The 25,261-nt window shown below is 67.9% G+C and carries 19 protein-coding genes; 13 read left to right on the top strand and 6 right to left on the bottom strand.

What is annotated here, in order from left to right; all coding sequences use genetic code 11:
• Nucleotides 1-19: 19 nt before the first annotated feature.
• Nucleotides 20-928: a LysR substrate-binding domain-containing protein gene (locus AC57B5_RS03865; RefSeq protein ID WP_496398777.1), complete on the top strand. Its 909-nt coding sequence runs from the start codon at nt 20-22 to the stop codon at nt 926-928.
• On the opposite strand, the gene AC57B5_RS03860 is transcribed toward AC57B5_RS03865, so the two are convergent.
• A complete protein-coding gene (locus AC57B5_RS03860; protein ID WP_496398776.1) occupies nt 925-2,091 on the bottom strand; it encodes a helix-turn-helix domain-containing protein in 1,167 nt (388 codons plus the stop codon). The two genes, AC57B5_RS03865 and AC57B5_RS03860, sit on opposite strands and share 4 nt — an antisense overlap.
• Before the next feature lie 125 nt (nt 2,092-2,216).
• On the opposite strand from AC57B5_RS03860, the gene AC57B5_RS03855 reads away from it, so the two are divergent.
• From AC57B5_RS03855 to AC57B5_RS03835, 5 genes are all read left to right on the top strand, one after another.
• Entirely contained in the window at nt 2,217-4,436 is a 2,220-nt protein-coding gene (locus AC57B5_RS03855; protein WP_496398775.1) for a TonB-dependent receptor domain-containing protein, read from the top strand.
• Nucleotides 4,437-4,578: 142 nt separating this feature from the next.
• Nucleotides 4,579-6,702 (top strand): PQQ-dependent dehydrogenase, methanol/ethanol family, encoded by a 2,124-nt coding sequence (locus tag AC57B5_RS03850; protein ID WP_496398774.1) that lies wholly within the window; start codon nt 4,579-4,581, stop codon nt 6,700-6,702.
• 117 nt (nt 6,703-6,819) lie between these two features.
• Nucleotides 6,820-7,701, top strand: coding sequence for a transporter (locus AC57B5_RS03845; protein ID WP_496398773.1), 882 nt, complete (start codon nt 6,820-6,822; stop codon nt 7,699-7,701).
• A gap of 42 nt (nt 7,702-7,743) precedes the next feature.
• On the top strand, nt 7,744-9,252 hold the full coding sequence (locus tag AC57B5_RS03840) for an aldehyde dehydrogenase family protein (protein ID WP_496398772.1): 1,509 nt from the start codon (nt 7,744-7,746) through the stop codon (nt 9,250-9,252).
• Between the two features lie 162 nt (nt 9,253-9,414).
• Nucleotides 9,415-10,968 (top strand): S41 family peptidase, encoded by a 1,554-nt coding sequence (locus AC57B5_RS03835; protein WP_496398771.1) that lies wholly within the window; start codon nt 9,415-9,417, stop codon nt 10,966-10,968.
• Between the two features lie 189 nt (nt 10,969-11,157).
• On the opposite strand, the gene dld is transcribed toward AC57B5_RS03835, so the two are convergent.
• From dld to lldP, 4 genes are all read right to left on the bottom strand, one after another.
• On the bottom strand, nt 11,158-12,912 hold the full coding sequence (dld, locus tag AC57B5_RS03830; RefSeq protein WP_496398770.1) for a D-lactate dehydrogenase: 1,755 nt from the start codon (nt 12,910-12,912) through the stop codon (nt 11,158-11,160).
• Nucleotides 12,909-14,048: an FMN-dependent L-lactate dehydrogenase LldD gene (gene lldD, locus AC57B5_RS03825; RefSeq protein WP_012205184.1), complete on the bottom strand. Its 1,140-nt coding sequence runs from the start codon at nt 14,046-14,048 to the stop codon at nt 12,909-12,911. Before lldD ends, dld begins: the two co-directional genes overlap by 4 nt.
• Before the next feature lie 10 nt (nt 14,049-14,058).
• Nucleotides 14,059-14,865, bottom strand: a complete 807-nt coding sequence (lldR, locus tag AC57B5_RS03820; protein WP_063326343.1) for a transcriptional regulator LldR — start codon at nt 14,863-14,865, stop codon at nt 14,059-14,061.
• Nucleotides 14,866-15,050: 185 nt separating this feature from the next.
• Nucleotides 15,051-16,733 carry an L-lactate permease gene (lldP, locus tag AC57B5_RS03815; RefSeq protein ID WP_099752771.1) on the bottom strand — a complete coding sequence of 561 codons (1,683 nt, stop codon included), beginning with the start codon at nt 16,731-16,733 and terminating at the stop codon, nt 15,051-15,053.
• 582 nt (nt 16,734-17,315) lie between these two features.
• On the opposite strand from lldP, the gene AC57B5_RS03810 reads away from it, so the two are divergent.
• Genes AC57B5_RS03810 through AC57B5_RS03800 form a run of 3 tightly spaced genes read left to right on the top strand, consistent with a single transcriptional unit; the run spans nt 17,316 to nt 20,600 of the window.
• On the top strand, nt 17,316-18,200 hold the full coding sequence (locus tag AC57B5_RS03810; RefSeq protein ID WP_043820849.1) for a putative selenate ABC transporter substrate-binding protein: 885 nt from the start codon (nt 17,316-17,318) through the stop codon (nt 18,198-18,200).
• Between the two features lie 19 nt (nt 18,201-18,219).
• Complete coding sequence (locus AC57B5_RS03805) at nt 18,220-19,044, top strand: phosphonate ABC transporter ATP-binding protein (protein ID WP_496398769.1); 825 nt, start codon at nt 18,220-18,222, stop codon at nt 19,042-19,044.
• Entirely contained in the window at nt 19,035-20,600 is a 1,566-nt protein-coding gene (locus AC57B5_RS03800) for a PhnE/PtxC family ABC transporter permease (protein ID WP_496398768.1), read from the top strand. Before AC57B5_RS03805 ends, AC57B5_RS03800 begins: the two co-directional genes overlap by 10 nt.
• Here AC57B5_RS03800 and AC57B5_RS03795 read toward each other — a convergent pair.
• Nucleotides 20,597-21,529: a LysR family transcriptional regulator gene (locus AC57B5_RS03795; RefSeq protein ID WP_496399427.1), complete on the bottom strand. Its 933-nt coding sequence runs from the start codon at nt 21,527-21,529 to the stop codon at nt 20,597-20,599. The two genes, AC57B5_RS03800 and AC57B5_RS03795, sit on opposite strands and share 4 nt — an antisense overlap.
• 145 nt (nt 21,530-21,674) lie before the next feature.
• On the opposite strand from AC57B5_RS03795, the gene AC57B5_RS03790 reads away from it, so the two are divergent.
• The 4 genes from AC57B5_RS03790 (at nt 21,675) to AC57B5_RS03775 (ending at nt 25,256) form a co-directional block, all read left to right on the top strand.
• Nucleotides 21,675-22,622 carry a DMT family transporter gene (locus AC57B5_RS03790; protein ID WP_496398767.1) on the top strand — a complete coding sequence of 316 codons (948 nt, stop codon included), beginning with the start codon at nt 21,675-21,677 and terminating at the stop codon, nt 22,620-22,622.
• 211 nt (nt 22,623-22,833) lie between these two features.
• Complete coding sequence (locus AC57B5_RS03785; protein WP_013802750.1) at nt 22,834-23,442, top strand: peptidoglycan recognition protein family protein; 609 nt, start codon at nt 22,834-22,836, stop codon at nt 23,440-23,442.
• Nucleotides 23,443-23,445: 3 nt separating this feature from the next.
• Nucleotides 23,446-23,907 carry a hypothetical protein gene (locus tag AC57B5_RS03780; RefSeq protein WP_496398766.1) on the top strand — a complete coding sequence of 154 codons (462 nt, stop codon included), beginning with the start codon at nt 23,446-23,448 and terminating at the stop codon, nt 23,905-23,907.
• 140 nt (nt 23,908-24,047) lie between these two features.
• Complete coding sequence (locus AC57B5_RS03775; protein ID WP_496398765.1) at nt 24,048-25,256, top strand: tetratricopeptide repeat protein; 1,209 nt, start codon at nt 24,048-24,050, stop codon at nt 25,254-25,256.
• The last annotated feature ends 5 nt before the right edge of the window (nt 25,257-25,261 follow it).

Raw genomic sequence — 25,261 nt, 5'->3', positions numbered from 1 at the left:
ATCACGGCGATGCGGGACAATGCAGTTTTTCTGCCCATGCGTCAGCTTTTCTGACGAATTGATTTCCATGAGACAACTGCCACCGCTGGCCGCCCTGCGCGCCTTCGAGGCCATTGCCCGTACCGGCTCGGTGACACGCGCGGCCGAGGAACTGTGCCGCAGCCACGGTGCCATCAGCCGCCACCTGCGCCTGCTGCAGGAGCACGCGGGCGCGGCGCTGTTCGAGAAAGAAGGCACGGGCCTGCGCCTGACCGAGGCGGGTGCCGCCTTCCATGCCTCGGTGCGCACGGCCTTCGACCAGCTGGAGGCCGCCTATGCCCAGCTGGCGCGCGACGCCCAGGCACCGGGGCTGCATGTGGCCTGCAGCGCTACCTTTGCCATGCGCTGGCTGGTGCCGCAGCTGGCGGTGTTCTACCGCAGCCACCCGCATATCCGCATCCGCCTGTCCATGACCTCGGCGCGCGAGATGCGCCACGAGGGCGCCGACCTGATCATTGCCTGGGACCTGTCCACCTACGCCGAGGCCGACCGCCGCCGCGCCATCGAACTGGCGCCCGTGCACTTCGGCGCCGTCTGCACGCCGGCCTATGCCCGGCGCCGGCCCGCCAATCGCGCGCGCATTGCACATGAGTACACGGCCAGCGCCTGGAACCAGTGGGAAGCCCTCACGGGCCAGCCCGTGGCCCTGGGCGAGACGCTGGCGTTCCCCCACACCCACCTGTGCATAGAGGCGGCACTGTCGGGCCTGGGCGTTGCCCTGGTGGAGCAGCGGCTGATCGCACGCGAGCTCAAGGAAGGGCTGCTGGTGGCGTCCCATGGCTTCGTGCCCTTCGAGGGTGGCCTGCGCGCCGTGCCCGCTGCAGGGCGTGCGCTGCCCGCCCAGGCAGGGGTCTTCATCGAATGGATGCGCAGCGCGCTGGCCAGCTAGAGCCGCCCCCACTCCCGCAGGCGCCGGTACAGCAGCCCGCGCGAGACGCCCAGCATGCGGGCGGCCTGCGAGATATTGCCCTGGCAGCGGGCCAGGGCCTGCTCGATCAGCTCGCGGCTGGCCTCGCCCAGGGAAGACGGTGCCTCGGACGGCGCCTCGGCGGGCGGTGGCAGGGCCTCGATGGCCGGCAGCATCTTCTCGACCTGGGAAGATGCCTCATCCAGCCTCGCCTCCATCCACAGCGTCAGCCCCGTGGGCAGCATCTGCGGGCGGGCCTGGCCGTGGTGGGCCAGCTCCAGCAACTGGTTCAGGCCCAGGCCGAAGACTTCCTCTGCCGCCAGCCCCTCGGCGGGCCGGCGCGGGCTGTCGAACAACTGGGCACCCACGCCGTTGAACCAGCGCACCATGCCTTCGCCATCCACGGCGGCCAGCCCTTCCAGCGGCGTGCCGAACATGCTGCGGCTGGACTGGAAGCGCAGCAGCAGGTGCATGCGGGCGGCGCCCACCAGCAGCCGGTTCTCGATGCAGGTGGCGTACATGTGGGCCATGGCGCCCGCATCGAAGCGAAAGGGGCCCGCCTCGCTGCTCAGGTCCAGCATGGCCACGGTGCGCCCGCTGGCGTCGCGCACGGGCGCGGCCGCGCAGTGAAGCGAGGCCAGGCAGCGAAAGAAATGCTCCCCGCCACGCACATGGCAGACCTCGCCCGTGCGCACGGCCACGCCGGGTGCGCCCGTGCCCACGGCATCCTCGGCGATGTTCACACCCACGCGCGCGGCCGTCAGCAGCAGCGGGCCGTCGCCCGGCGTGGGGCGCGAGGCGATCAGCACCACGCCCTCGCTGCAGGTGAGCATGGCGCGCGCCTGGCTGCCCGCGATCACGGTCTCGAGTTCGGCGATGGGGTCGCGCGCCGCCTCGATCAGCGCGCGGTTGTGGGTCAGCAAGGTGGCCGTGCGGATCTTGCTGACCGGGTCGAAGCTGATCTTCTCGTCGGGGCTGCGGCTGGCGCCCAGGCAGCGCGTCCAGGACTGCAGCACGGGCTCGGACACCAGGCCCGAGGGGCGCTCGCCACGCTCGAAATAGCGCTCGCGCGCCAGCGCCACCCGGTCCTGGCGCGTGGCATAGAAGGGGTTGGAGGACCGTGGGGCGGAAGGCGGCTGTTGCATGACGGACATCAAAACTGCCGCGATTGTTGTTCCGCCACGGCACAGGACAGCACTAGGGAAATCACCCGTGTTGGAACGGATTGCCGGGCTCGGTAACCTCGGGCATCGCCACAGGCCCGCCCGCAATGACACGCTCTCCATACAGCACAAGACACACCCGGCCCGCCCTGTCCACCCTGGGCGCCGCACTGGCCTGTACGCTGCACGCCCTGCCCGCGCTACCCGCCCACGCGGCGGACGCAGCGCAGGACTCCAGCGAGGCCCTGCTCGCCCCCGTGGTCATCACGGCCAGCCAGCCCGGCGCCGGCCCCGACCTGTGGCGTGCCACCGCCGCCATCGACAGCGTGGAAGGCGCCGTGCTGCGAGACGGGCAGATGCAGATCAACCTGTCCGAGAGCCTGGCGCGCGTGCCGGGCCTGGTGTTGCTGAACCGCCAGAACTTCGCTCAGGACCTGCAGATCTCGGTGCGCGGCTTCGGTGCGCGCTCAACCTTTGGCGTGCGCGGGCTGCGCCTGTACGTGGACGGCATTCCGGCCGGCGCGCCCGATGGCCAGGGCCAGGCCGCCAACTTCACGCTGGGCAACGCCGCGCGACTGGACGTGGTGCGCGGCCCGGCCGCCGTGCTCTACGGCAACAGCGCAGGCGGTGCGCTGCTGCTGTACACCGAAGACGGCGAGGAACCCGGCCTGTGGCGCAGCGGCGTGGCCGTGGGGCCGGACGGGCTGTGGCGCCTGTCCACCCAACTGCGCGGCACGATCGGTGGCGGAAAGCCGGACCAGGCGGATGGCGGCTCCGCCCCCTGGCGCTATGCCATCCACATCGAGCGCTTCGCCACCGACGGCATGCGCCCCCAGTCGGCCGCCGACCGCAGCACGGCCCACATGAAGCTGTCACGCAAACAGGGCGACGACCAGTGGCTGCTGCAGTACCAGGAGCAGCGCTCCAGCGCCCAGGACCCGCTGGGCCTGACACGCGCCGAGTTCGAGGCCGACCCCGGCCAGACCACGGCCAGCGCGCTGCGCTTCAATACGCGCAAAAGCGTGCGCCAGCGCCAGCTGGGCGCCGCCTGGCAGCACCAGTTCGGCGCGGGCCAGCGTCTGGAACTCATGGCCTATGCGGGTACGCGCTCCGTGCTGCAGTACCAGTCCATTCCCGTGGCCACGCAGGCACCGCCCTCGCATTCGGGCGGCGTGATCGACCTGGACCGCGACTACGCAGGCATGAACCTGCGCTGGCGCAGCACCCATGAGGACGTGGCCGGCGGCCGGCTGGACTGGTCGGCAGGCCTGGCCTACGACTGGCAGGGCGAGACCCGGCGCGGCTACGAGAACTTCATCGGCAGCCAGCTCGGCGTGCAGGGCCGGCTGCGCCGCGACGAACGCAACCAGGCGCGCTCCGCCGACCCCTATCTGCAGGCTGAATGGAGCACGCAGAACCTGGGCTTGAGCGCCGGCCTGCGCCAGGCGCGCGTGCGCTACCGCTCCGAGGACCACTACATCACAGCCGGCAATGGCGACGACAGCGGCAGCATGGCCTGGCGCGGCTGGCTGCCCTCGCTGGGCCTGCGCGTGAACCTGCTGCCGGACCTGGTGGCGCACGCATCGGTGGGCCGGGGCATGGAGACGCCCACGCTCAACGAAGTGGCCTACCGGCCCGGTGGCCAAAATGGCATGAACAGCGGCCTGAACACCGGCCTGGCCGCCAGCGCCCACAACACCGTCGAGGTCGGCCTGCGCGGGCGCCACGGCAACGCGGGCTGGAACCTCACGCTGTTCGAGACCCATACCCAGCGCGAACTCACCGTGCTGTCCAACACGGGCGGGCGCGCCACCTACCAGAACGCAGGCCGCACGCTGCGCCGGGGGCTGGAATTCTCGGGCAATGTCCAATGGGGGCCGCTCACGGCCAGCACCGCCCTGACCCTGTTGCAGGCCCGCTACCGCGACAGCTTCCTGACCTGCGAGGCCACGCCCTGCACCACGCCCACCGCCCCGGTGGATGCCGGCGCGCGCCTGGCCGGCACCGCGCCGCGCCGCCTGTGGAGCGAGCTGGCCTGGCAGCTGTCGCCGCAATGGACCTGGACCGTGGACATGCTGCACAGCGGCCCCGTGGCCGTGAACGACCGCAACACCGACCGCGCGGCCGGCTACACCGTCTGGGGCTCCAGCCTGCGCTGGTCGCGGCAATGGCAGCAATGGAGCGCCCAGACCTTTGTGCGGCTGGACAACCTGTTCGACCGGCGCTATGCGGGGTCGGTCATCGTCAACGAGGGCAACCAGCGGTTCTTCGAACCGGGTGCGGGACGCGGGCTGTCGGCCGGGGTGACGGTCAGCCGGACGTTCTGAGCTGTTCCACGGCGGTACAGATCCGCCCCCGGGTAAATCCGAATGTTGTGGCGCCGGGGCGCTTTTTTTATCGTCTCCCACATGGTGCCCTTGCCCCCAGCGCCATGCACGCAAAAACAAACCACACAGGAGACGAGACAACATGAAGACCCACGTGCTTTCCTCCACGCTGCTGGCCGCCGGCCTGGTGCTGGCCCTGCCGGGCGCCGCGCTGGCGCAGGCCGGCCTGCCAGGCAAAGGCTCGCCCGAGCACATACGCGCCGTCACCTCGCGCATCGACTCGCAGAGCATCCGCGACAACGCGCGCAGTTCCAAGGACTGGCCCAGCTACGGCATGGACTACAGCGAGACGCGCTTTTCCAAACTCAGGCAGCTGGACACGGCCAATGTGAAGCGGCTGGGCCTGGTCTGGTCATATGACCTGGAATCCACGCGCGGCGTGGAGTCCACGCCCGTGGTGGTCGATGGAATCATGTACGTCACGGCCAGCTGGAGCGTGGTGCATGCGGTGGATGTGCGCACCGGCAAGCGCCTGTGGAGCTACGACCCCGGCGTGGACCGCGCCAACGGCTTCAAGGGCTGCTGCGACGTGGTCAACCGGGGCGTGGCGGTCTACAAGGGCAAGGTGTATGTGGGAGCCTTCGATGGCCGCCTGGTGGCGCTGGACGCGGCCACGGGCCAGAAGGTCTGGGAGCAGGACACCATCATCGACCGCGCCTACTCGTACACCATCACGGGCGCGCCGCGCGTCATCAAGGGCAAGGTGCTGATCGGCAACGGCGGCGCCGAGTACGGCGTGCGCGGCTATGTCACGGCCTATGACGCCGAGACCGGCGCGCAGCAATGGCGCTGGTTCACCGTGCCCGGCGACCCGTCCAAGCCCTTCGAGAACGAGGCCATGGCCCGCGCCGCCAAGACCTGGGACCCGGCCGGCAAGTGGTGGGAGGCCGGTGGCGGCGGCACGGCCTGGGACACCATGGCCTATGACCCCGAGCTCAACCTCATGTACATCGGCACGGGCAACGGCTCGCCCTGGGCGCAAGCCAAGCGCAGCCCGGCCGGTGGCGACAACCTGTACCTGGCCAGCATCGTGGCGCTGAACCCCGATACGGGCGAGTACGTCTGGCACTACCAGGAAACGCCGGGCGACAGCTGGGACTTCACCTCCACCCAGCCCATGGTGCTGGCCGACATCAAGATCGGCGGCAAGCCGCGCAAGGTCATCCTGCATGCGCCCAAGAACGGCTTCTTCTTCGTGATCGACCGCACCAACGGCCAGTTCATCTCGGCCAAGAACTTCGTCGATGTGAACTGGGCCAGCGGCTACGACGCCAAGGGCCGCCCCATCGAGACGCCGATTGCGCGCAGCGGCGACCGCGCGCGCGACGTGATCCCCAGCCCCTTCGGCGCGCACAACTGGCATTCCATGTCCTACAGCCCCGACACGGGCCTGGCCTACCTGCCGGCCCAGCATGTGCCGCTGACCCTGCAGGACAACAAGAACTGGAAGTTCAACGGTGGCTCCCTGCCCGAGCCGCACAGCAATATCGGCTGGAACACGGCCACGCTGGTCAACATGGAGCCGCCCAAGAGCACGCCCTTCGGCCGCCTGATCGCCTGGGACCCGGTGGCGCAAAAGGAGCGCTGGCGCGTGGAGCATGCCTCGCCCTGGAACGGCGGCACGCTGGCCACGGCGGGCAACCTGGTGTTCCAGGGCACGGCCGACGGCCGCTTCGTGGCCTATGACGCGCGCAACGGCAAGAAGCTCTGGGAAAAGCCCACGGGCACGGGCGTGGTGGCCGCACCCATCACCTATGAGGTCGATGGCCGGCAGTACGTCTCCATCGCCGTGGGCTGGGGCGGCGTCTACGGCCTGGCCGCACGCCACACCGAGCGCAAGGGCCCGGGCACGGTCTACACCTTCGCGCTGGACGGCAAGGCCGAGGCGCCTGCCTTCGTCGCCTACCAGCAGGGCAAGCTGCTGCAGGGCGTGCCCTACGACAAGAGCCTGGTGGCCGAGGGCACGGCGCTGTACGTCAGCAACTGCGCCTTCTGCCACGGCGTGCCCGGCGTGGACCGGGGCGGCAACCTGCCCAACCTGGGCTACCTGGACCCGGCCTATATCGAGCACCTGGACAAGTTCATCTTCAAGGGCCCGGCCATGTCGCGCGGCATGCCGGACTTCACAGGCAAGCTGAGCATGGAAGACGTGGAAAAGATCAAGGCCTTCATTCAGGGCACGGCCGACGCGGTGCGGCCCAAGTAGCCAGCGCGAGCTGCCCTCCTCCCCTCCCCCAACCTCCCATCCCCCTCCCCGGCCCTGCTGTCCTGCAGCAGGCCTGGGCAGGGCTTTGCCTGAAAACACCGGACCGGACTCCTCGCCATGCCATCCAAGCCCTTCACCCGCGCATCCCTGGCCCTGGCAGCCATGGCCGCATGCGCCTCCTTCAACGCCCAGGCCGTCGACATCGACGCAGGCGACTACACCGCCCTGCCTCCGGGCACCACGCTGGGCATGGTCTATTACCAGCACGCCACGCGCGACAGCCTCTATGCCAATGGCGACCAGGCGCCCATACGGCCGAGGCTGACCTCGGACATCGGCATAGCGCGCGGCGTGCACTTCATGAAGCTGGGCGACTATGTGATCGACCCGCAGTTCCTGCTGCCCTTCGGGCGCCTGTCGGCCTCGCGCGATATCGCGGCCATGGGCAGCAATACCGGCGTGGGCGACCTGATGCTGGCCGCCACCCTGTGGCTGACAAAGCCCGGCGACAAGGAGCACTTCGGCATCACCCCCTTTGTCTGGCTGCCCACGGGCCAGTACAACCGCAACGACCCGCTGAGCCTGGGCGAGAACCGCTGGAAGGCCGCCCTGCAGGCCGGCTGGATCAAGCCGCTGGGCAAGAGCGTGACCATGGACCTGGCGGCCGATGTCACCGTCTTCGGCAAGAACGACGACTTCGGCGCCCACAGCGCCACGCTCAAGCAAAAGGCGCAGTTCCAGTTCCAGGGCCTGCTGCGCTACCACCTGTCGGACACCTCGGACCTGCGCCTGGGCCTGTCGCACCTGACGGGCGGCGAGACCCAGGTCAACGGCGTGTCGCAAAGCGACCGCCAGTCCACCACCAAGGTCTCTTTCGGCGGCGCGGTGTTTGTCGCGCCCAAGACGCAGCTGCTGGCCACCGTGGGCCGCGACCTGCATGTGCGCCAGGGCTTCAAGGAGAACGCCCGCATCAACCTGCGCCTGCTGCAGGTTTTCTGAATCCACACCCCCTGTCCCCTGCCCACCACCAAGGAGCACACCATGAACCTCAGTGACATCCAGCACCAGATCACCGAACGCGCCAGCGCCTTCCTCAACCGGGGCACGCATGACCTCTTCATCGACGGCCAATGGGTGGCGGCCCAGACCGGCCAGCGCCTGTCCACCGTCAACCCGGCCACCGAGGCCGTGATCGCCGAAGTCGCCAGCGCCGGCCCGGCCGACGTGGACCTTGCAGTGCGCGCCGCCCACCGCGCGCTGCACCTGGGCCCCTGGGGCCGCATGCGCCCCGTGGAGCGCGAGCGCCTGATGCTGCGCCTGGCCGACCTCATGGAGACCCATGCCCAGGCCCTGGCCGAGGTCGAATCGCTGGACAACGGCAAATCCGCCGCCATTGCGCGCGCCGTGGACATCGCCATGGCCATCGACTCCATCCGCTACATGGCCGGCTGGGCCACCAAGATCGAGGGCATGACGCACGAGCACTCCGTGCCCTTCGCGCCCGAGGCCCAGATGTTCACCTACACCCGGCGCGAGCCCGTGGGCGTGGTAGCCGCCGTCGTGCCCTGGAACTTCCCCCTGCTCATGGCCACCTGGAAGCTGGCGCCCGCGCTGGCTGCCGGCTGCACCCTGGTGCTCAAGCCCGCCGAGCAAACGCCGCTGACCGCGCTGATGCTGGCCGAACTGATCCAGGAAGCGGGCTTTCCGCCCGGCGTGTTCAACGTGGTCACGGGCGACGGCCCCGGCACGGGCGCGCCCCTGGTCTCTCACCCGCTGGTCAACAAGGTCAGCTTCACGGGCTCGACCGAGGTGGGCAAGCTCATCGGCCATGCCTGCATGGACAACATGACGCGCATCACGCTGGAGCTGGGCGGCAAGTCCCCCGTCATCGTGCTGGATGACTGCGATCCCGCCACGGCGGCGGCGGGTGCGGCCAATGCCATCTTCTTCAACCATGGCCAGGTCTGCTGCGCGGGCTCGCGCCTGTACGTGCACAAGAGCATGTTCGACCGCGTGGTGGTCGACGTGGCCGACCAGGCCGCCCAGCTCACCCTGGGCCATGGCCTGGACCCCAGCGCGCAGATGGGCCCGCTGGTCTCGCAGGAGCAGATGGAGCGCGTCTGCAGCTACATCGACATAGGCCGCAGCCAGGGTGCCGAAGTGGTGACGGGCGGCGCCCGCGCAGGCCAGCGCGGCTACTTCGTGCAGCCCACGGTGATGACCGGCGTGCAGCACGACCACCGCGTGGCCCGCGAGGAAATCTTCGGCCCCGTGCTCGTGGCCATGCCCTATGACGACCTCGACGAAGTCGCCGCCTGGGCCAACGACACGCCCTACGGCCTGGGCGCCAGCATCTGGTCCAACAACCTGTCCAAGGTCCACCGGCTGATCCCCAAGATCCAGTCCGGCACGGTCTGGGTCAACTGCCACAGCACCCTGGACCCGGGCATGCCCTTCGGCGGCTACAAGCAGTCCGGCATGGGCCGCGACATGGGCCGCACGGCGCTGGACGCCTATCTGGAGACCAAGTCGGTGTTCATCAATCTGTGAGGGCTGCTGCCGGCCTGCAGCTTTTGTGCAGGCCGGCAGCGGGGGCTTGTCGGAAAGCACGGATTCAGATCATTCCGATATCTTTTCACTGCGCACCCCTGCACACTTCCCCGCTTTCCACGCCATGCCGCCTGCAGTGCGGCACAGAAAGAGAGGGAGACCATGGATCGTCGATGGATCGCAGGGCTGTCATGGCTCTTCATCGCCTGGACCTGCCAGGCGCAGGACGGGGGCAAGGCCGACAGGCCCACGCCCGAACAGGCCCGCCAGGAGGCAGCGCGCTGGAGCCACACCGCCGTGGCCGACATCCAGCGAATGCACCAGATGATCCGGGAGGCACATCCCGCCGTTCTCGACCCTGGCGCAAGTGCTTTCCACCAGTGGTTCAGCGAGGGATACGACCAGGCCATGGCGCTGGCTGGGCGCGCAGCCACGGAGCAGCAGGCCTTTGCCGCGCTGCGCTTCTACACCACCGGATACCGGGACGGCCATCTGGCCATATGGCGCAACCACCATGCCGCCACGCCTGTGCGCACGACCTGGGCAGGCTGGGCCGTGCAGCGCCAGGCAGGCCGCTACCGCGTCTCGGGCCGCGCTGCGCAATGGCCGATCGATACGCCGCAGGTGGGGGAGCAGGTACTGTCGTGCGACGGCATCCCCATCGACGATCTGCTCACTGACAAAGTGGCGCCCTTCGTGGACCGGCTCGTGCACCTGGAGGGAACGAAGTCCGATCTGGCATGGCACCTGACCCGCGAATCGCCCAGCGCCCCGCTGTGGGAGCCGCTCAGGGTGCGTCAATGCACGACCCGCTCCGCCGCTGGCGAAATCCGGAGTTTCAACCTGGCATGGCAGCCGCTGGACGACAAGGACGCCCGTGCCTTGGCGCGGCCCCGGGCACCGCGCCAGGGCATCAAGGAAGTGCGACCGGGAGTGCAGTGGGTCCAAGCGTCCAACTTCATGCCATCGTCCGAGAAGGCCATGGCCGCCTTCGAGAAAATGCTGGAGGGCATCCGGCAGGCAGGAGATGCGCAGGCCGTGGTGCTCGATGTGCGCGGCAATGGCGGAGGCAACTCCCTGCTCGGCTACCGCATCCTGATGGCCCTGCTGACAGATGCCATCACGGCAGGCACCACGCAGCACTCCCAAGCCAGGGCTTACTGGCGTGTCTCCGCCATGGCCCTGGAGGCGTTCGAAGAGCGCAGGACACAGCTCCTGCGGACGGAAGGCGCCGGCAGCCTGGTCTACCAGTTCACACAGCAGATGGCCTCGCTGATGGGCGATGCCGCATCGCGCGGGGAAGATTTTGTCGAGCAGCCGCAGGTCGATGAAACGCACAAGGAGTTGCAGCAAGACACCGCCGCCGCACGCGCAAACCCCTTCAAGGGCAAGCTGGTGCTGGTCACGGATGCCCAATGCCAGAGCGCCTGCCTGGATTTCGTGAGTGCGGCGCTGCAGATTCCGGGCATCGTGCACGTGGGCAGCATGACCGGAACGGACACGCAGTACACCGACGTGGCCGACAAGGCACTTTCGCCCACAGTGACGTTCCGCGTCCCCCTCAAGGTCTGGAAGAACCACGGGCGCCAGGACAAGGAGGGCAAGCCTTACCTGCCGCAGTTCGTCTTCGACGGCGACCTTGCCGACACTGCCGCCGTGCAGGCCTGGGTGCTGGACAGCATCCTGCCCACGGCAGGAAACATCCAGCTGGATTGAACAGAGGCAGGCTTTGAGGAGATCGGATGATGCGAAGCAGGTCCCATGACGACGCCATGGCCGAGCTGTACCGCAGCGATCCGATCCTGGCCGTCGAGACCATCAACGCCATCCTGGCCGATGGCGACCCGGCAGAACTGTGGATCGTGATACGCCAGTTGGCTCTGGCGTACCCTTCCACACAGCCCCCTACTCCGAATACCCCTTCGGCCATCCCCCCGGCCGGTCGCAGCACTCCTCCCAGCCCAGCTTGCGCGAGGTGTGGCCTATGCCGGGGTTGAAGGTGTTGGTGGGGTCCAGTTCACGGTAGAAGCCTGCCAGCGCGGGCTTGGCCACGTAGAGGTGGCCCACGTTGTGCTCGGCCGGGTACTCGGCGCGGCGCGCGTCCAGCAGTTCCCACATGCGGTGCTCCATGGCCAGCGGGTCCACGCCCTTCTTGACGATGTAGTCTTGGTGGAAGACATGGCAGAAGAAGTGGCCGTAGTAGAGCTTGTGGACCATGTCGCGCTCGACCTGGGCGGGCAGCTGCTCCACCCATTCGCGGTCGTTGCGGCGCAGGGCCACGTCCAGGGCCACGATGTCCTCGACCTGGGCGCGGTGCACCTCGCGGTAGCGGATGGCCGCGCCCGCGATGGCGAAGCGGTGCAGGAAGGCCTTGCGCCCCTCGTCGGCATCGCACTCGAACCAGCCGCCCGTGGTGCTGCCGCTGAATTGCCGCGTGAGGAATTCACGCGTGGCCTCGGCCGTGTCGTTGGACACGCGCACCAGCAGGTGGTGCTCGTAGCGGTCGCGCCACTGGCGCATGCGCGCGGGCAGGTGGCTGGGCAGCAGGTTGGTCAGCGCCTGGATCACGCGGTCGGTGACGCCGCGCAGGCCGAAGCGCTCGAAGAAGCCGTCCACGCGGCTCTTGAGGGCGAAGGCGGCCGGCACCCTGGCCGTGCCGAAGCGGTCGATCAGCAGGAAGGTGTCCTTGCCGTATTTCTCGCCGATGTCGTAGGCCGTGCGGTGGATGTACTCGCCCGCGATCGGCAGGCGCGGCAGCGCGGTCAGCAGCTCGCGGCGCACGGCCGTGAGGTCGTCGGGCGCATTGCTGCCTATGTAGAAGACGGTGCTGGGCTCCTTGGGAAAGGTGTCCAGCCGCACGGCAAACAGGCACAGCTTGCCGGCCGAGCCCGAGGCCTCGAACAGGCGCGAAGGGTCGGCGTTGAAGCGCGCGGGCGTGTCCTCGTCCACGGCGCGCACGGCCTCGGCATAGCGCGGGTCGGAGGCGGCGCGCTGCGCATCATGGGCGATGTCGGCTTCGGTGTAGTCGCCGTTTTGCAGCCGCGTGAGGATTTCCTCGGGCGTGCGGCCCAGGGCGATGCCCAGGTGGTTGACGAGTTCCAGCGAGCCGTCGTCGCAGACGCGCGCGTACAGCGCCAGCTCGGTGTAAGCCGGGCCGCGCCGCACCAGGGCGCCGCCCGAGTTGTTGCAGATGCCGCCCAGCACCGAGGCGCCGATGCACGACGAGCCGATCACCGAATGCGGCTCGCGCCCCAGCGGTGCCAGCGCCTGCTCCAGCCGGTCCAGCGTGGCGCCGGGCAGGCAGACCACCTGGGCGCCGCCGCCAATGACCTGCACGCCGGTGATGCGCAAGGTGTTGATGAGCACGATCTCGCGGTCGTAGTCCGCGCCGTCGGGAGTGGAGCCGCCCGTCAGGCCCGTGTTGGCGGCCTGCATGATGACGATGCGCCCGGCCGCCACGGCGGCCTGCACCACCTTCCACTGCTCCAGCAGCGTCGCGGGCCGCACCACGGCCAGCACCGGGCCCTCGCCCGTGCGGTGGCCCTTGCGAAAGCGGCGCGTGGCCTGGTCGTCGGTGAGCACATGGGCGGCACCCACGGCTTCGCGCAACTGCAGCAGCAGGGCCTCGCGGGAGACGACCGGAGTCTGCAGCGCGCTCATGGCTGGCGCACCAGCAGGTCGCCGGTGATGTCGGATACCTTGCTCACGCTGGTCAGCGTCATGGCCACGCGCATTTCCTTTTCCAATAGTTCCAGCAGGTGCTTGACGCCCGCCTCGCCGGAGGTGGCCAGGGCGTAGATGAAGGCGCGGCCGATCATGGCGCAGTCGGCGCCCAGGGCGATGGCGCGCACCACGTCCAGGCCGTTTCGGATGCCGGAGTCGGCCAGGATCTTGATCTGGCCCTTGACCGCATCGGCAATGGCCGGCAGCGCGCGGGCCGAGGACAGCACGCCGTCGAGCTGGCGGCCGCCATGGTTGGAGACGATGATGCCGTCGGCGCCAAAGCGCACGGCGTCCTTGGCGTCCTCGGGGTCCAGGATGCCCTTGATGACCATGGGCCCCTTCCAGAAGGCGCGTATCCATTCGAGATCCTTCCAGGAGATGGAGGGATCGAAGTTGGCGCCCAGCCAGCCGATGTAGTCGGCAAGGCCCGTGGGGCTGCCCCGGTAGGCCGAGATGTTGCCCAGGTCATGCGGGCGGCCCAGCAGGCCCACGTCCATGGACCAGGCCGGGTGCGTGACCGACTGCCAGTAGCGGCGCATGGCGGCATTCGGGCCGCTCATGCCCGAATGCGCATCGCGGTAGCGCGCGCCGGGCACGGGCATGTCCACGGTGAAGACCAGGGTGGAGCAGCCGGCCGCCTGGGCACGCTCCAGCGCGTTCTGCATGAAGCCCCGGTCCTTGAGCACATAGAGCTGGAACCACATGGGGCGCTTGATCTTGGGCGCCACCTCTTCGATGGGGCAGACCGAAACCGTGGACATGGTGAAAGGAATGCCATGGGCGTCGGCCGCGCGTGCGGCCTGCACTTCGCCGCGGCGGCGGTACATGCCCGTCAGGCCCACGGGCGACAGCGCCACGGGGATGGACAGCTTCTCGCCGAACAGCTCGATGCTGGTGTCCAGCCGGCTCATGTCCTTGAGCACGCGCTGGCGCAGCGCCACAGCGGCCAGGTCTTCCACATTGCGGCGCAGCGTCTGCTCGGCATAGGCGCCGCCGTCGATGTAGTGGAACAGGAAAGGCGGCAGGCGCTTTTGCGCCGCTGCGCGGTAGTCGGAGGTGGAGGAGATGATCATGATGGGTGTCTCATGTCTTTCGTATCAGGTCTGAAGTGGGCAGCAGCGCGGGCGCGGCGTCCAGAGGCAGCCGCATGGAGCGCTCGCGCCGCGCGCGGTCCTCGTCCAGGCGCTGGATGGTGGTGCGCACATGCTCCAGGTGCTCACCGATGCATTCGCGGGCGCGCTGCGGGTCGCCGTCCAGGATGGCCTGCATGAGGCTCTGGTGTTGCACGGTCAGCTCCTGCAGGGTCTGGGGTGCGCTCAGGCGGAACATGTCATGGCGGTTGCGCTCCACCGTGGACAGCACCACGGTGAACAGGCTGTGCATGACCTGCACCAGCACCAGGTTGTGCGAGGCCTCGGCAATGGCCAGGTGGAACTGCGCATCGGCGCGCGCCGCCAGCTCGGCGTGACCGCTTTGCTGGTGCTGGATCATCACCTCGAAGCAGCGCTGGATATGGTCCTTGTCGCGCTCCGTGGCGCGCTGGGCGGCCAGCCAGGCCGTGCTGGTCTCCAGCGCATGGCGGGTTTCCAGCACGTCATAGCGGTAGTGGGAGTCGGACTCCATCAGGCCGGCCAGCGGCCGCATGGCGTCCTTGAGCCAGTCCGCAGGCTCGGCAGCCGGCGCCGGCTCCTGCAGGTAAGTGCCATCGCCGCGCCGCGCCGCCAGCACGCCCTGGCTGGTGAGTTTCTGTATGGCCTCGCGCACCGAGGTGCGCGAGACACCCAGCTCGGCCGCCAGTTGCCGTTCCGCGGGCAGCCGCTGTCCGGGCTGCACTCCGCTGGCCTGCACCAGGGCAAGCAATTTCTCGACAACTTGATCGGCAACGCGCATGGGGATTCTCAGAATTGGTTTTCAGTGATTCACGGCGCTATGCGCCAGCCTCATCGCATGAAACCCGCACTGCCCAAGCCAGGGACACCGAGCAAGGGCCGCCCCGCCGCGAGGGTGTCGTCCCCCTCCCCCGCGAAGCGGGTAGAGAGTGGGAAGGCGCGCAGCGACTCAGGGGGTGTTTCATGTCAATACCCAGGAATCATCCACGTAAACACATAGGCTTGCAGCGTGGTGATCACCCCGATGATCACGGCGAACATCAGGCTGTGCTTGACCGTGAAGCGGAACAGGTCCGACTCACGGCCTGCCAGGCCCACGGCCGCGCAGGCAATGGCGATGGACTGGGGCGAGATCATCTTGCCCGTCACGCCGCCCGTGGTGTTGGCCGCCACCGTGAGCACCTGGGGCAGGCCCAGCTGCTGCGCCGTGGTGGCCTGCAGCGCGGCGAACAGCGCGTTGGCCGAGGTGTCCGAGCCCGTCAGGAACACGCCGATCCAGCCCAGGAAGGGCGAGAAGAACGTGAACGCCTGGCCCGTGTGCGCCAGCGCCAGGGCCAGCGTGGCCGACAGGCCCGAGTAGTTGGCCACGAAGGCGAAGGCCAGCACCATGCCGATGGAGTAGATCGGCACGGCCAGTTCCCTGAAGGTCTCGCCCAGCGTGGCAACGGCCTTGGCGGGAGACAGGCGCGTGAAGGTGATGGTGATCAGCGCCGCGATCAGGATGGCCGTGCCGGTGGCCAGCAGCCAGTTGAAGGTGTAGACCGCGCCGTAGGGCGCAGCGGCGGCCACGACGGGCGGCGTCTTCTCCACCAGGTTGTGCAGGAAGGGCACGGGGATGTTGATGACGGTGGAGGCCAGCGGGCCGCCTGCGGCGAACAGCGCCTTGAAGGGCTTGATGCTCCAGACCGTCACCATGGCCGTGAGGATGATGAAGGGCGACCAAGCCTTGATGACGGCGCCGGCCGTCAGCGGCGCACCGGAGGTGATGGCCGGTGCTGCAACTGCCGCAGCCTTGCCGCCCTCGCCTTCCGTGTCGAAACGGAAGATGCGCTTGGGCTGCCAGACCTTGAGGAACAGCGTCAGCGCCACCAGGGAGACGATGGCCGAGGTGATGTCCGGCAGCTCGGGGCCAATGTAGTTGGCGGTGAGGAACTGCACCACGGCGAAGGAGCCGCCGCCCACCAGCACGGCAGGCCAGGTTTCCTTGACGCCGCGCCAGCCGTCCATGATGGCCATCAGCCAGAACAGCACCAGCACCGTCATGAAGGGCAGCTGGCGGCCGGCCATCTGGCCGATGGCGAATGCATCCACGCCCGAGACCTGCCCCGCCACGATGATGGGAATGCCCATGGCGCCGAAGGCCACGGGCGCCGTGTTGGCGATCAGGCACAGGCCCGCTGCATACAGCGGCTTGAAGCCCAGGCCCACCAGCAGCGCGGCCGTGATGGCCACGGGCGCGCCGAAGCCGGCCGCGCCCTCCAGGAAGGCGCCGAAGCAAAAGCCCACCAGGATAAGCTGCAGCCGCTGGTCGGGCGTGACCGACAGGATGGACGAGCGGATCACGTCGAACTGCCCCGTCTTGACCGAAATCTTGTAGAGGAACACGGCCGCCACGATGATCCAGGCGATGGGCCACAGGCCGTAGAAGAAGCCGTACACGGCCGAGGCCAGTGCCGCGCTCACGGGCATCTTGTAGAACAGCAGCGCCACGCCCAGCGCCAGCGCCACAGTGACGGTGCCGGCCTGGTAGCCCTTGAGACGGAACCTGGTCAGCGCCAGGAAGAAAAAGATGATGGGAATCAGCGCGATCAGCGCCGAGATCCAGATGTTCCCGGCGGGATCGTAGTTCTGCTGCCAGATGGTTTGCATGACCGTGTCTCTAGATGATGGGGAGGGCGCGGTAAGCGCCCCTTGTCGGCCACTCCCTCTCGTTGCAGCGTTGGCATGCGGTGCGATCCGCACAGGATGTCTGCTGGCTGGCTGCAACGGTGACCGGGAGTGTTCCCCGCGCTGGCGCCTTGTGGGCCATTGGCAAATTGGTCCAACCAATTAAACCAAAATTCAGACCATTGCGCGAAGTGGTGCGATTCTCAGAGCTTTCAAGTGGGCAGATGAACAGGGTAAACACCTAAAAGAGTGCAGATAATGCACCACGATGTTTATTGGTCAGACCAATCATGGATGTTTTGGTGCAACGCATGCTCAAGTCCCCGGCCAGACAAGGCCCCAGGCGGTGCACAAAACCAGCGCTCGCGGGAAAAGATCGGCGGCAGCGCTGTGCCCGCAGGTCCGGCGCTCATGCCTGACGTCCCCAACGGAAAAGCCCGCTCCCTACAATGCAGCCTCAGCGGTCGGTGTACCGCCCTTGTACCTTCGGCGCCCGGTCATCCCGGGCGCCCATTAAATCGCCGTGTATCCGGACGGCGGTGGCTGATTGAACGGAGCCCATCCATGAACCACATTCCTGCGCGCCGCTCGGCGCTGCGCCAGGCGGCTGCCTGCGTGCTGGCCGCCTCCACCCTGTCCAGCCTGCCTGCGCTGGCCGCCGAACCCGCCGTGCTGCGCGTCTCGGCCATCCCGGATGAAGCTCCCACCGAGCTGCAGCGCAAGTTCGAGCCGCTGGGCAAGTACCTCTCGGCCCAGACCGGCATGAAGGTGGTGTTCACGCCCGTGACCGACTACGCCGCCGTGGTCGAGTCGCTGGCCACGCGCAAGCTGGACCTGGCCTGGCTGGGCGGCTTTACCTTCGTGCAGGCCAAGATCCGCACCAACGGCACGGCCATCCCCATCGTGCAGCGCGAGGAAGACGCCAAGTTCACCTCCAAGTTCATCACGGCCAACCCCGCCATCAAGACCCTGGCCGACCTCAAGGGCAAGAGCTTTGCCTTTGGCGCGCCCTCGTCCACCTCGGGCAGCCTGATGCCGCGCTTTTTCCTGCAGCAGGACGGCATCAACCCCGAGAAGGACTTCAAGACCGTGGCCTTCTCCGGCGCGCATGACGCCACCGTGGCCTTCGTGGCCGCAGGCAAGGCCGAGGCCGGCGTGCTCAACGCATCGGTCTGGGACAAGCTGGTGGAGAGCAAAAAGGTCGATACCAGCAAGGTGCGCGTGTTCGCCACCACGCCGCCCTACTTCGACTACAACTGGACCGTGCGCGGCGACCTGGACCCGGCCCTGGTCAAGAAGCTGACCGACGCCTTCCTGGCGCTGGACCCGGCCAAGCCCGAGCACAAGGCCATCCTGGAGCTGCAGCGCGCCGCGCGCTTCGTGCCCACCCAGGCCTCGAACTACGAAGGCATCGAGGCCGCCGCCAAGTCGGCCGGCCTGCTCAAGTAAGCCCCGGCAGGCGCAATCCATGAGCTTTGAACTGCAAGGCGTGGGCCTGACCCACGCCGGCGGCGGCATTGCGCTGCGCGGCGTGACGCTGGCCGCACGCCAGGGCGAGGCCATTGCGCTGATCGGCCCCTCGGGCGCGGGCAAGACCACGCTGCTGTCCGTCATCGGCACGGCGCTGGCGCCCAGCCAGGGCCGGCGCAGCGTGCTGGGCGACGAGGTGCCTGCGTCCAGCGCGGGCGCTCCCCAGCTGCTGCGCGCGCGCATCGGCACGGTGCACCAGGCGCCGCCCATACCGCCGCGCCAGCGCGTGGTCACGGCCGTGCTGGCCGGGCGGCTGGGCCGGTGGCCGGCCTGGAAGGCGCTGGCCTCGCTGCTGTATCCACAGGACACCGCTGGCGCGCGCGAGGCCCTGGCGCGCGTGCAGCTGGCAGACAAGCTGTTCGCGCGCTGCGACCAGCTCTCTGGCGGGCAGCTGCAGCGCGTGGGCATCGCCCGCGTGCTCTACCAGCAGGCCGAGCTGATCCTGGCCGACGAGCCCGTGGCCGCGCTGGACCCGGCCCTGGCCCTGTCCACCGTGCAACTGCTGGTGCACGAAGCGGCCGCGCGCGGCGCCACCCTGGTCGCCAGCCTGCATGCCGTGGACCTGGCGCTGGCCTGCTTTGCGCGCATCGTGGGCATCCGCGATGGCGCCATCGCCTTCGACCTGCCGGCGGCTGAAATCACGCAGGAACACCTGCGTGCGCTGTATGGGTCCGAGCATCCTGGCGATGATCCCTCCGGCCCTGCGTGGACACCCGCGCCCGCCGCCTTTGCCGCACCGCTGTCCGCATCCGCATGCCGTTGAGTTCCGATCTGCACGCGCTGCGTGACCCCGCCGCGCCCCGCCGCCTCGGCGCCCTGGTGCTGGCCGCCGTCGTGCTGTGGCCGCTGTTCCAGGGCGCGGGCTTCAGCCTGGGTGCGCTCTTCGATCCCGGCAACCTGCAGGTCATCGGCCGCTTTCTGGCCACGTTTCTGCCGCCCGAGACCGGGCGCGACTTCCTCGGCTACCTGGGCCGCGCCACGCTGGAGACCCTGGCCATTGCCACGGCCGGCATGGCCCTGGCCTTTGTGCTGGCCGTGCCGCTGGCCTACCTGGTCACGGGCGCCGCGCGCGAGCGGCGGGCGCTCAATCCCGTCACGCGCGGCCTGCTCACCATCCTGCGCGGCGTGCCCGAGCTGGTCTGGGCCCTGGTCTTCGTGCGCGTCTTCGGCCTGGGGCCGGCCGCTGGCGTGCTGGCCCTGGGCCTGACCTATGGCGGCATGCTGGCCAAGGTCTATGCGGAAATCCTGGAATCGGCCGACCCCGCGCCCGCACGTGCCCTGGCGCAGGCCGGCGCGCGCCGGCCGCTGGCCATGTTCTACGGCCTGCTGCCCCAGGCCGCGCGCGAACTGACCTCGTACACCGTCTACCGCTGGGAGTGCGCCATACGCGCCTCGGTGGTCATGGGCTTTGTGGGCGCGGGCGGCCTGGGCCAGCTCATGGACCAGGCCATGAAGATGCTCAACGGCGGCGAGGCCTCCACCATCTTGCTGACCTTCATGCTGCTGGTCTGGGGCGCCGACCTGCTCTCGCGCGGCCTGCGCCGCGCGCTGGACACGCCACCCGCCGCACGCGCCAGCGCCTGGGGCTGGCGCAGCGCCCTCACCTGCGCCGCCCTGGCGCTGGGCGTGGTCGCCAGCTTTGCCATGCTGGAGATGGACCTGCCCTCGCTGTTCACCGGCGCGGCGGGCCGGTCCATGCTGGAATTCGTCATCAGCTTCTTCCCGCCCGACACCAGCGCCGAATGGCTGCGCAAGGTGGCCGTGGGCGTGTGGGAGACGCTGGCCATCTCCGTGGTCGGCACCTTGCTGGCGGCCGTACTGGGCCTGCTGCTGGCGCTGCCGCGCTGGCGCGCTCCCTGGAGCCTGGTGCTCAACGTGCTGCGCTCCGTGCCCGAGCTGGTCTGGGCCACCATCACCGCCCTGGCCGTGGGCCTGGGCCCGTTCGCAGGCGCGCTGGCGCTGGCGCTGCACACGGCCGGCGTGCTGGGGCGCCTGTATGCAGAGGCCCTGCAGAACCAGCCCGCCGCCCCCACCCAAGCGCTGCGCCTGTCCGGCAGCGGCCGCGCCATGGCCTTCCTCTACGCGACGCTGCCCGGCGCCGCGCCGCAGTTGCTGGCCTACACGCTGTACCGCTGGGAGATGAACATCCGCATGGCCGCCATCCTGGGCTTCGTGGGCGCGGGCGGGCTGGGGCAGCTGCTGTACTTCGAGCTGTCGCTGTTCCACTACGCCCAGGCCAGCACCGTCATCATCGCCATGCTGGCGCTGTCCGTGGCCGTGGATTGGGCCAGCGCGGCGCTGCGAAGGCACATGGGTTAGGTGGTGGAGGCCGCGGCGCCCTCACCCTCCACCTCGACCAGGTAGTCGATCAGCGCCCGCAGCTTCAGCGGCACATGGCGCGTGGGCGCATAGACCGCATGCACCACGCGCGGCGCGTACTTGCCGCACAGCGCCCAGCCCGGCAGCACGGGCGCCAGCTGCCCGGCCTGCAGCGCCGCCTGCGCGGCAAAGTCGGCCACCACGCCAATGCCCGGCCCCTGCTGCAGCGCGTGGATGATGCCCAGGCTGCTGGCAATGGTGATGGGCGTATTCACCAGCAGACGCGTGGCGGGCGCGGCCGCAGGGTGGAGCGGGCGCAACTCCACCTCGTTCTGGAACTGCCCGTAGCCCAGGCTGATGAAGGGATGCGCCAGAAGTTGCCCGGGCTCCGTGATCTGCGCATGCTGCGCCAGATAGCCGGGCGTGGCCACCAGCACATAGCGGATGGTCTTGAGCGGCCGCGCCACCAGCCCCGGCGCGATCTGGCCCGGCACGCTGATGCGCAGGCCCAGGTCCAGCCCCTCGGCCACCAGGTCCACCATGCGGTCCGTCATGTCCACCTGCACCTGCACCTCGGGCCAGCGCGCGCAAAAGCCCGGCAGCAGCGGCGACAGCCAGATATCGCCCAGCACGGCCGGCGCGCTGATCTTCAGCAGCCCGCGCGGCTGCTGGCGCAGCTGGCCGGCCAGCGCCTGCACGGCCTGGGCATCCGCCACCAGCCGCAGGCAGGCCTGGTGGATCTCGGCTCCCGCCTCGGTCAGCGACAGCGAGCGCGTGGTGCGCTGCAGCAGCCGCAGCCCGAAATGCGCCTCCAGCCGCCCCACGCTGCGGCTCACGGCCGAAGTCGTCAGCCCCAATTGCCGGGCCGCGCCCGCAAAGCTCTGGTGCTCCACCACGCGGGCGAAGACCAGCATTTCATCCAGGGGCATGGCGGTATCGGGCAAGGCGCTACTCCGGTCTTTGTTGCATGACAGGCAATATTAATTTGAATGACTGGTAGATTGTTGATTGATTGCAGGGTCCGCAAGATACGGCCATGCGCTCCATACCGAAGCGCGCCCAGGAATAGACACCATGTCCCACAGCCCCAGCCTCACCTCTGCAACCTCACATACACGGCCCCGAACCAGCCAGGGCGGCACCTGGCGCATGCTGCTGGCCATGGCGCTGTCGGGCACCATTGGCCTGCTCGTCGTGGAAAGCGCGCTGCCGCCGCTGCTGGTCGTATTCGCCCGCTGCGTGCTGGGCGCACTGGGCCTGGGCCTGTGGCTGGCCTGGCGGCGCGAATGGGTCGCCCCTCAAGGCCGTGAATGGCTGTGGCTGGCCGGCGGCGGCATCGCCCTGGTGTTGAACTGGGTCGCCCTGTTCAGCGCCTACCACTACAGCTCCATCGCCGTGACCACCGTGGTCTACCACGTGCAGCCCTTCATGCTGCTGGCTCTGTCGGCGCTGCAGGGCGAGCCCGTCGAACGCCGCAAGCTGCCATGGCTGCTGCTGGCCCTGCTGGGCGTGGCACTGAGCAGCGGCCTGGTCGGGCTGGACGGCATGGATGCATCGCATGCTGGAACAGGCGCGTGGGTCGGCGTCGCCCTGGCCCTGCTGGCCGCCGCTCTCTACGCAGGCACCACGGTGGCCACGCGCCGTCTGGGCCACATGCCCTCGGCCCAGATCGCCATGCTGCAGATGCTGGCGGGCGGACTGGTGCTGAGCCTGTGGGCCCTGCCCCTGCTCACCCATATCGCAGCAGCCAGCCCTCAATTGCTGTCAGCGCGGGCCGCCTCCATGGTGCTGACCCTGGGGCTGGTCCATACGGCCTTCATGTACACGGTGATGTATGCCGCATTCCAGCGGCTGCCGGCGCCCGCCATTGCGGCACTGTCCTTCGTCTACCCCGCCATGGCCTTGCTGGTGGACCTGGTCTGGTTTGGCGCCGTGCCGTCAGCCGCACAGTGGGTCGGGATGGGCTGCATCCTCGTTGCAGTCGTGGGCCATCGCACAGGCATTGCATTGCGCCGCCATTGAGCCCCTGTGAATTACGGAGATTTCCGGAATTCATCCATCTTTCATGAAATCCACCCAATTGTTTCAATATATTTCCAACAAAGAGGTACACAGTACATTTCGAATTATTTTCATCCCTTCCGCCCGTATGCTCTCCCGGCTTTCCGCCATTCGCATTCATTCAGCCGGAATACAGAGGGAGAAATAATTGGCCACTATCGAAAAAGGATTGATGGTAGACAAAAGCGTCGAAGTCAAGACCTATCCGTCCATAGAGCACGGCGCCTTGCTGTCCGTCACCTCCATCGTGCTACACCGCACTGACTCGTCCACGGCAGCCAGCGTGCTCAATGCCTACAAGAGCGGCCAGAAGACGGGGGCGCACTTTCTGATCGAGAAGGACGGGAAGATCTACCAAACAGCCAGTCTGGAAAAGATCTGCTGGCATGTGGGAATTCTTCAGCCGCGCTGCGTCAACGAGAGCACCTGCGATCCCACGGAACTCAAGAACATCAATGCCCTGCTGCACCAAAAGGGCCTGAGCTTCAGCAAGCGGGCCAAGAATGTGTCATCGCACGAGAACACAAAGGCCTATCCGTTGCGTTATCCGGCCAACAGCGACTCCGTGGGCATCGAGGTGGTAGGCCGTTTCCTGCCGTCGACCAAGGATTACGAGGCGCCCACCCAATCGCAGCTGTTCCAGACCAAATGGCTGACCCAGCAATTGGTGGACCACTACAAGCTCAAGCTTCTGTCCGATGTCTACTCCCACGGCGCCATTGCCCGCAAGGAGGCGACGGAAGGCGCCCAATTGCTGCGCTACATCTTCACGGGAGCCTGAGCCATGCCATCCAGCACGCTTTTCAACAATCCCTCTCGCAGCCTGCGCATTGCCGCCTGGGCTGCCGTGATGCTGTGCCTGCATGCGCCGCTGCAGGCCTCATCTACTTCCACATCCACGCCCAAACACGCGGCCAAGGCGGCACCCATTTCCGTCATCGGCCCGGTCACCCGTTCCGTGGGCACGGGCGAGACCATGGGATGCGAGAAAGTCAGCCTGGACGCCGCCGACGTGGTCCGCTATTTCGCGACGGCAAAGCAAGTCTCGGCTGGCAGCTTCCATGAGGAATCCATCATCCTGCCCTGCAGTTTCAGCGGACGGCTGCTGCGTTCGGGCAAGGTCTATGAATGGAATATCAACGCAGCCGGGGCCGGCTACCTGCGCAGTGAAGATGGCGATCACGACCTGCGCTACCTGTGCCGCAAGGCCTGCGAGAAGGCATTGCCGCAGTTGACGGGGCTTTGACCTGTTGTTCAGACATTTTCTACAAAGGCGTCTAATCACTCCGATTGAGTGATGCCCCATCCTCCTGTCAAACACAGCGGATACGATGGCGCCTTCCACAATATTCCCAACAGACCATGGACTGACTGATTTCCCAAGGAATGCATGCCTTCAGCCAGGGCGACCACGCGCGCATGCATGCGATATGGTCCGGCACCACGGTTTTCAGCCATCTGGACAACGAAGCGATTGCCAGCCTCTTGACCAGCATTCAGGCCACTGCCGAATCAGGCCAGGGTAGCGAATGGTCATGGCTGATGCTGTGCCTGGTGTATCTCGATTCCAGTGACCAATTCACCGAGGACCGCAGTGCGGCATTGCGCCAAGTCGGCGAATGGGCGCAGCGCGCACTGGCAATGTCACCAGGCAATGCCTATGGACACCGCTATTTGGGCAGTGCCCACTATTGGCTGGACGAACCCGAGCCCACGCTGGCGGCCTACCGCAAGTCTCATGCCTTGCAGCCCCAGGTGGACTTGCAAGCCCGCATTTTCGAGATGGAGCATGCCGTGCCCTGGCGCAGCATCTTTTCCTATCCCGAGTTGGCTGATAGCCCGGCGGCACCCGACTACTACACGGCCGGCGTGACCGTGGGCAAGTGGAAGCGCCCCGACACGGATGCAGCGGCCCTGCAGGAAATCGAGCGCCTGCAGACCACACTCTACGAACGCTGTCTGGAGCGCTTCGCCAGCGCCGGCACGCCGGCAAACGGCCAGGAGGCCGCGCCCGCCGCGCTGGACATCCACACCTATGCCATGTGCTGCAACAACCTGGGCGTGCTGTACAACGCGCAGGAACAGTACGAGCAGGCGGCTGCCGTCCTCGAAGCCGGGCTGCAGCAGACCTGTTTCCAGGCCCTGCTGGAAAACCTGCGCCATGCCTATCGGCAACTGGGTAACCGCAAGCAAGCCACCGACCTGTCACTGCTGCTGATGGAGGACTACGCGCTTGACACCGGCCTGTATCTGGACTGCGCGCAGACCGCATGCGCTTATCTCAACGAGACCAGCCACCACCAGGACGTCCTCGACATCGTGGCCGAAGCCGAGCGCCGCTATGCGCAGCTTTCGCCGCAGCAACAGCAAGCGCAATGGGAAGTTCGCAGCATGAGCTTCGTTCATGCGCACAAGGTCACCGCCCTCAGGGCCCTGGGCCAGCTCAAGGCCTCGCACCTTCAGCCTGAACTGGTCGAGATCGCCCTGCGCCACGATCCGGGCGATGCCCAACTGCTCGGCATACGCGCCCACATGCAGGGAGCCCGGCAGCAGGTGGGTGGAAAAGGCGGATTCTGGTCGCGCCTGTTCGGCTGAACAAC

Source organism: Delftia sp. BGA-UO-ETr-SB1 (assembly GCF_059567865.1).
This window is presented reverse-complemented; position numbering and strand designations above follow the sequence as displayed.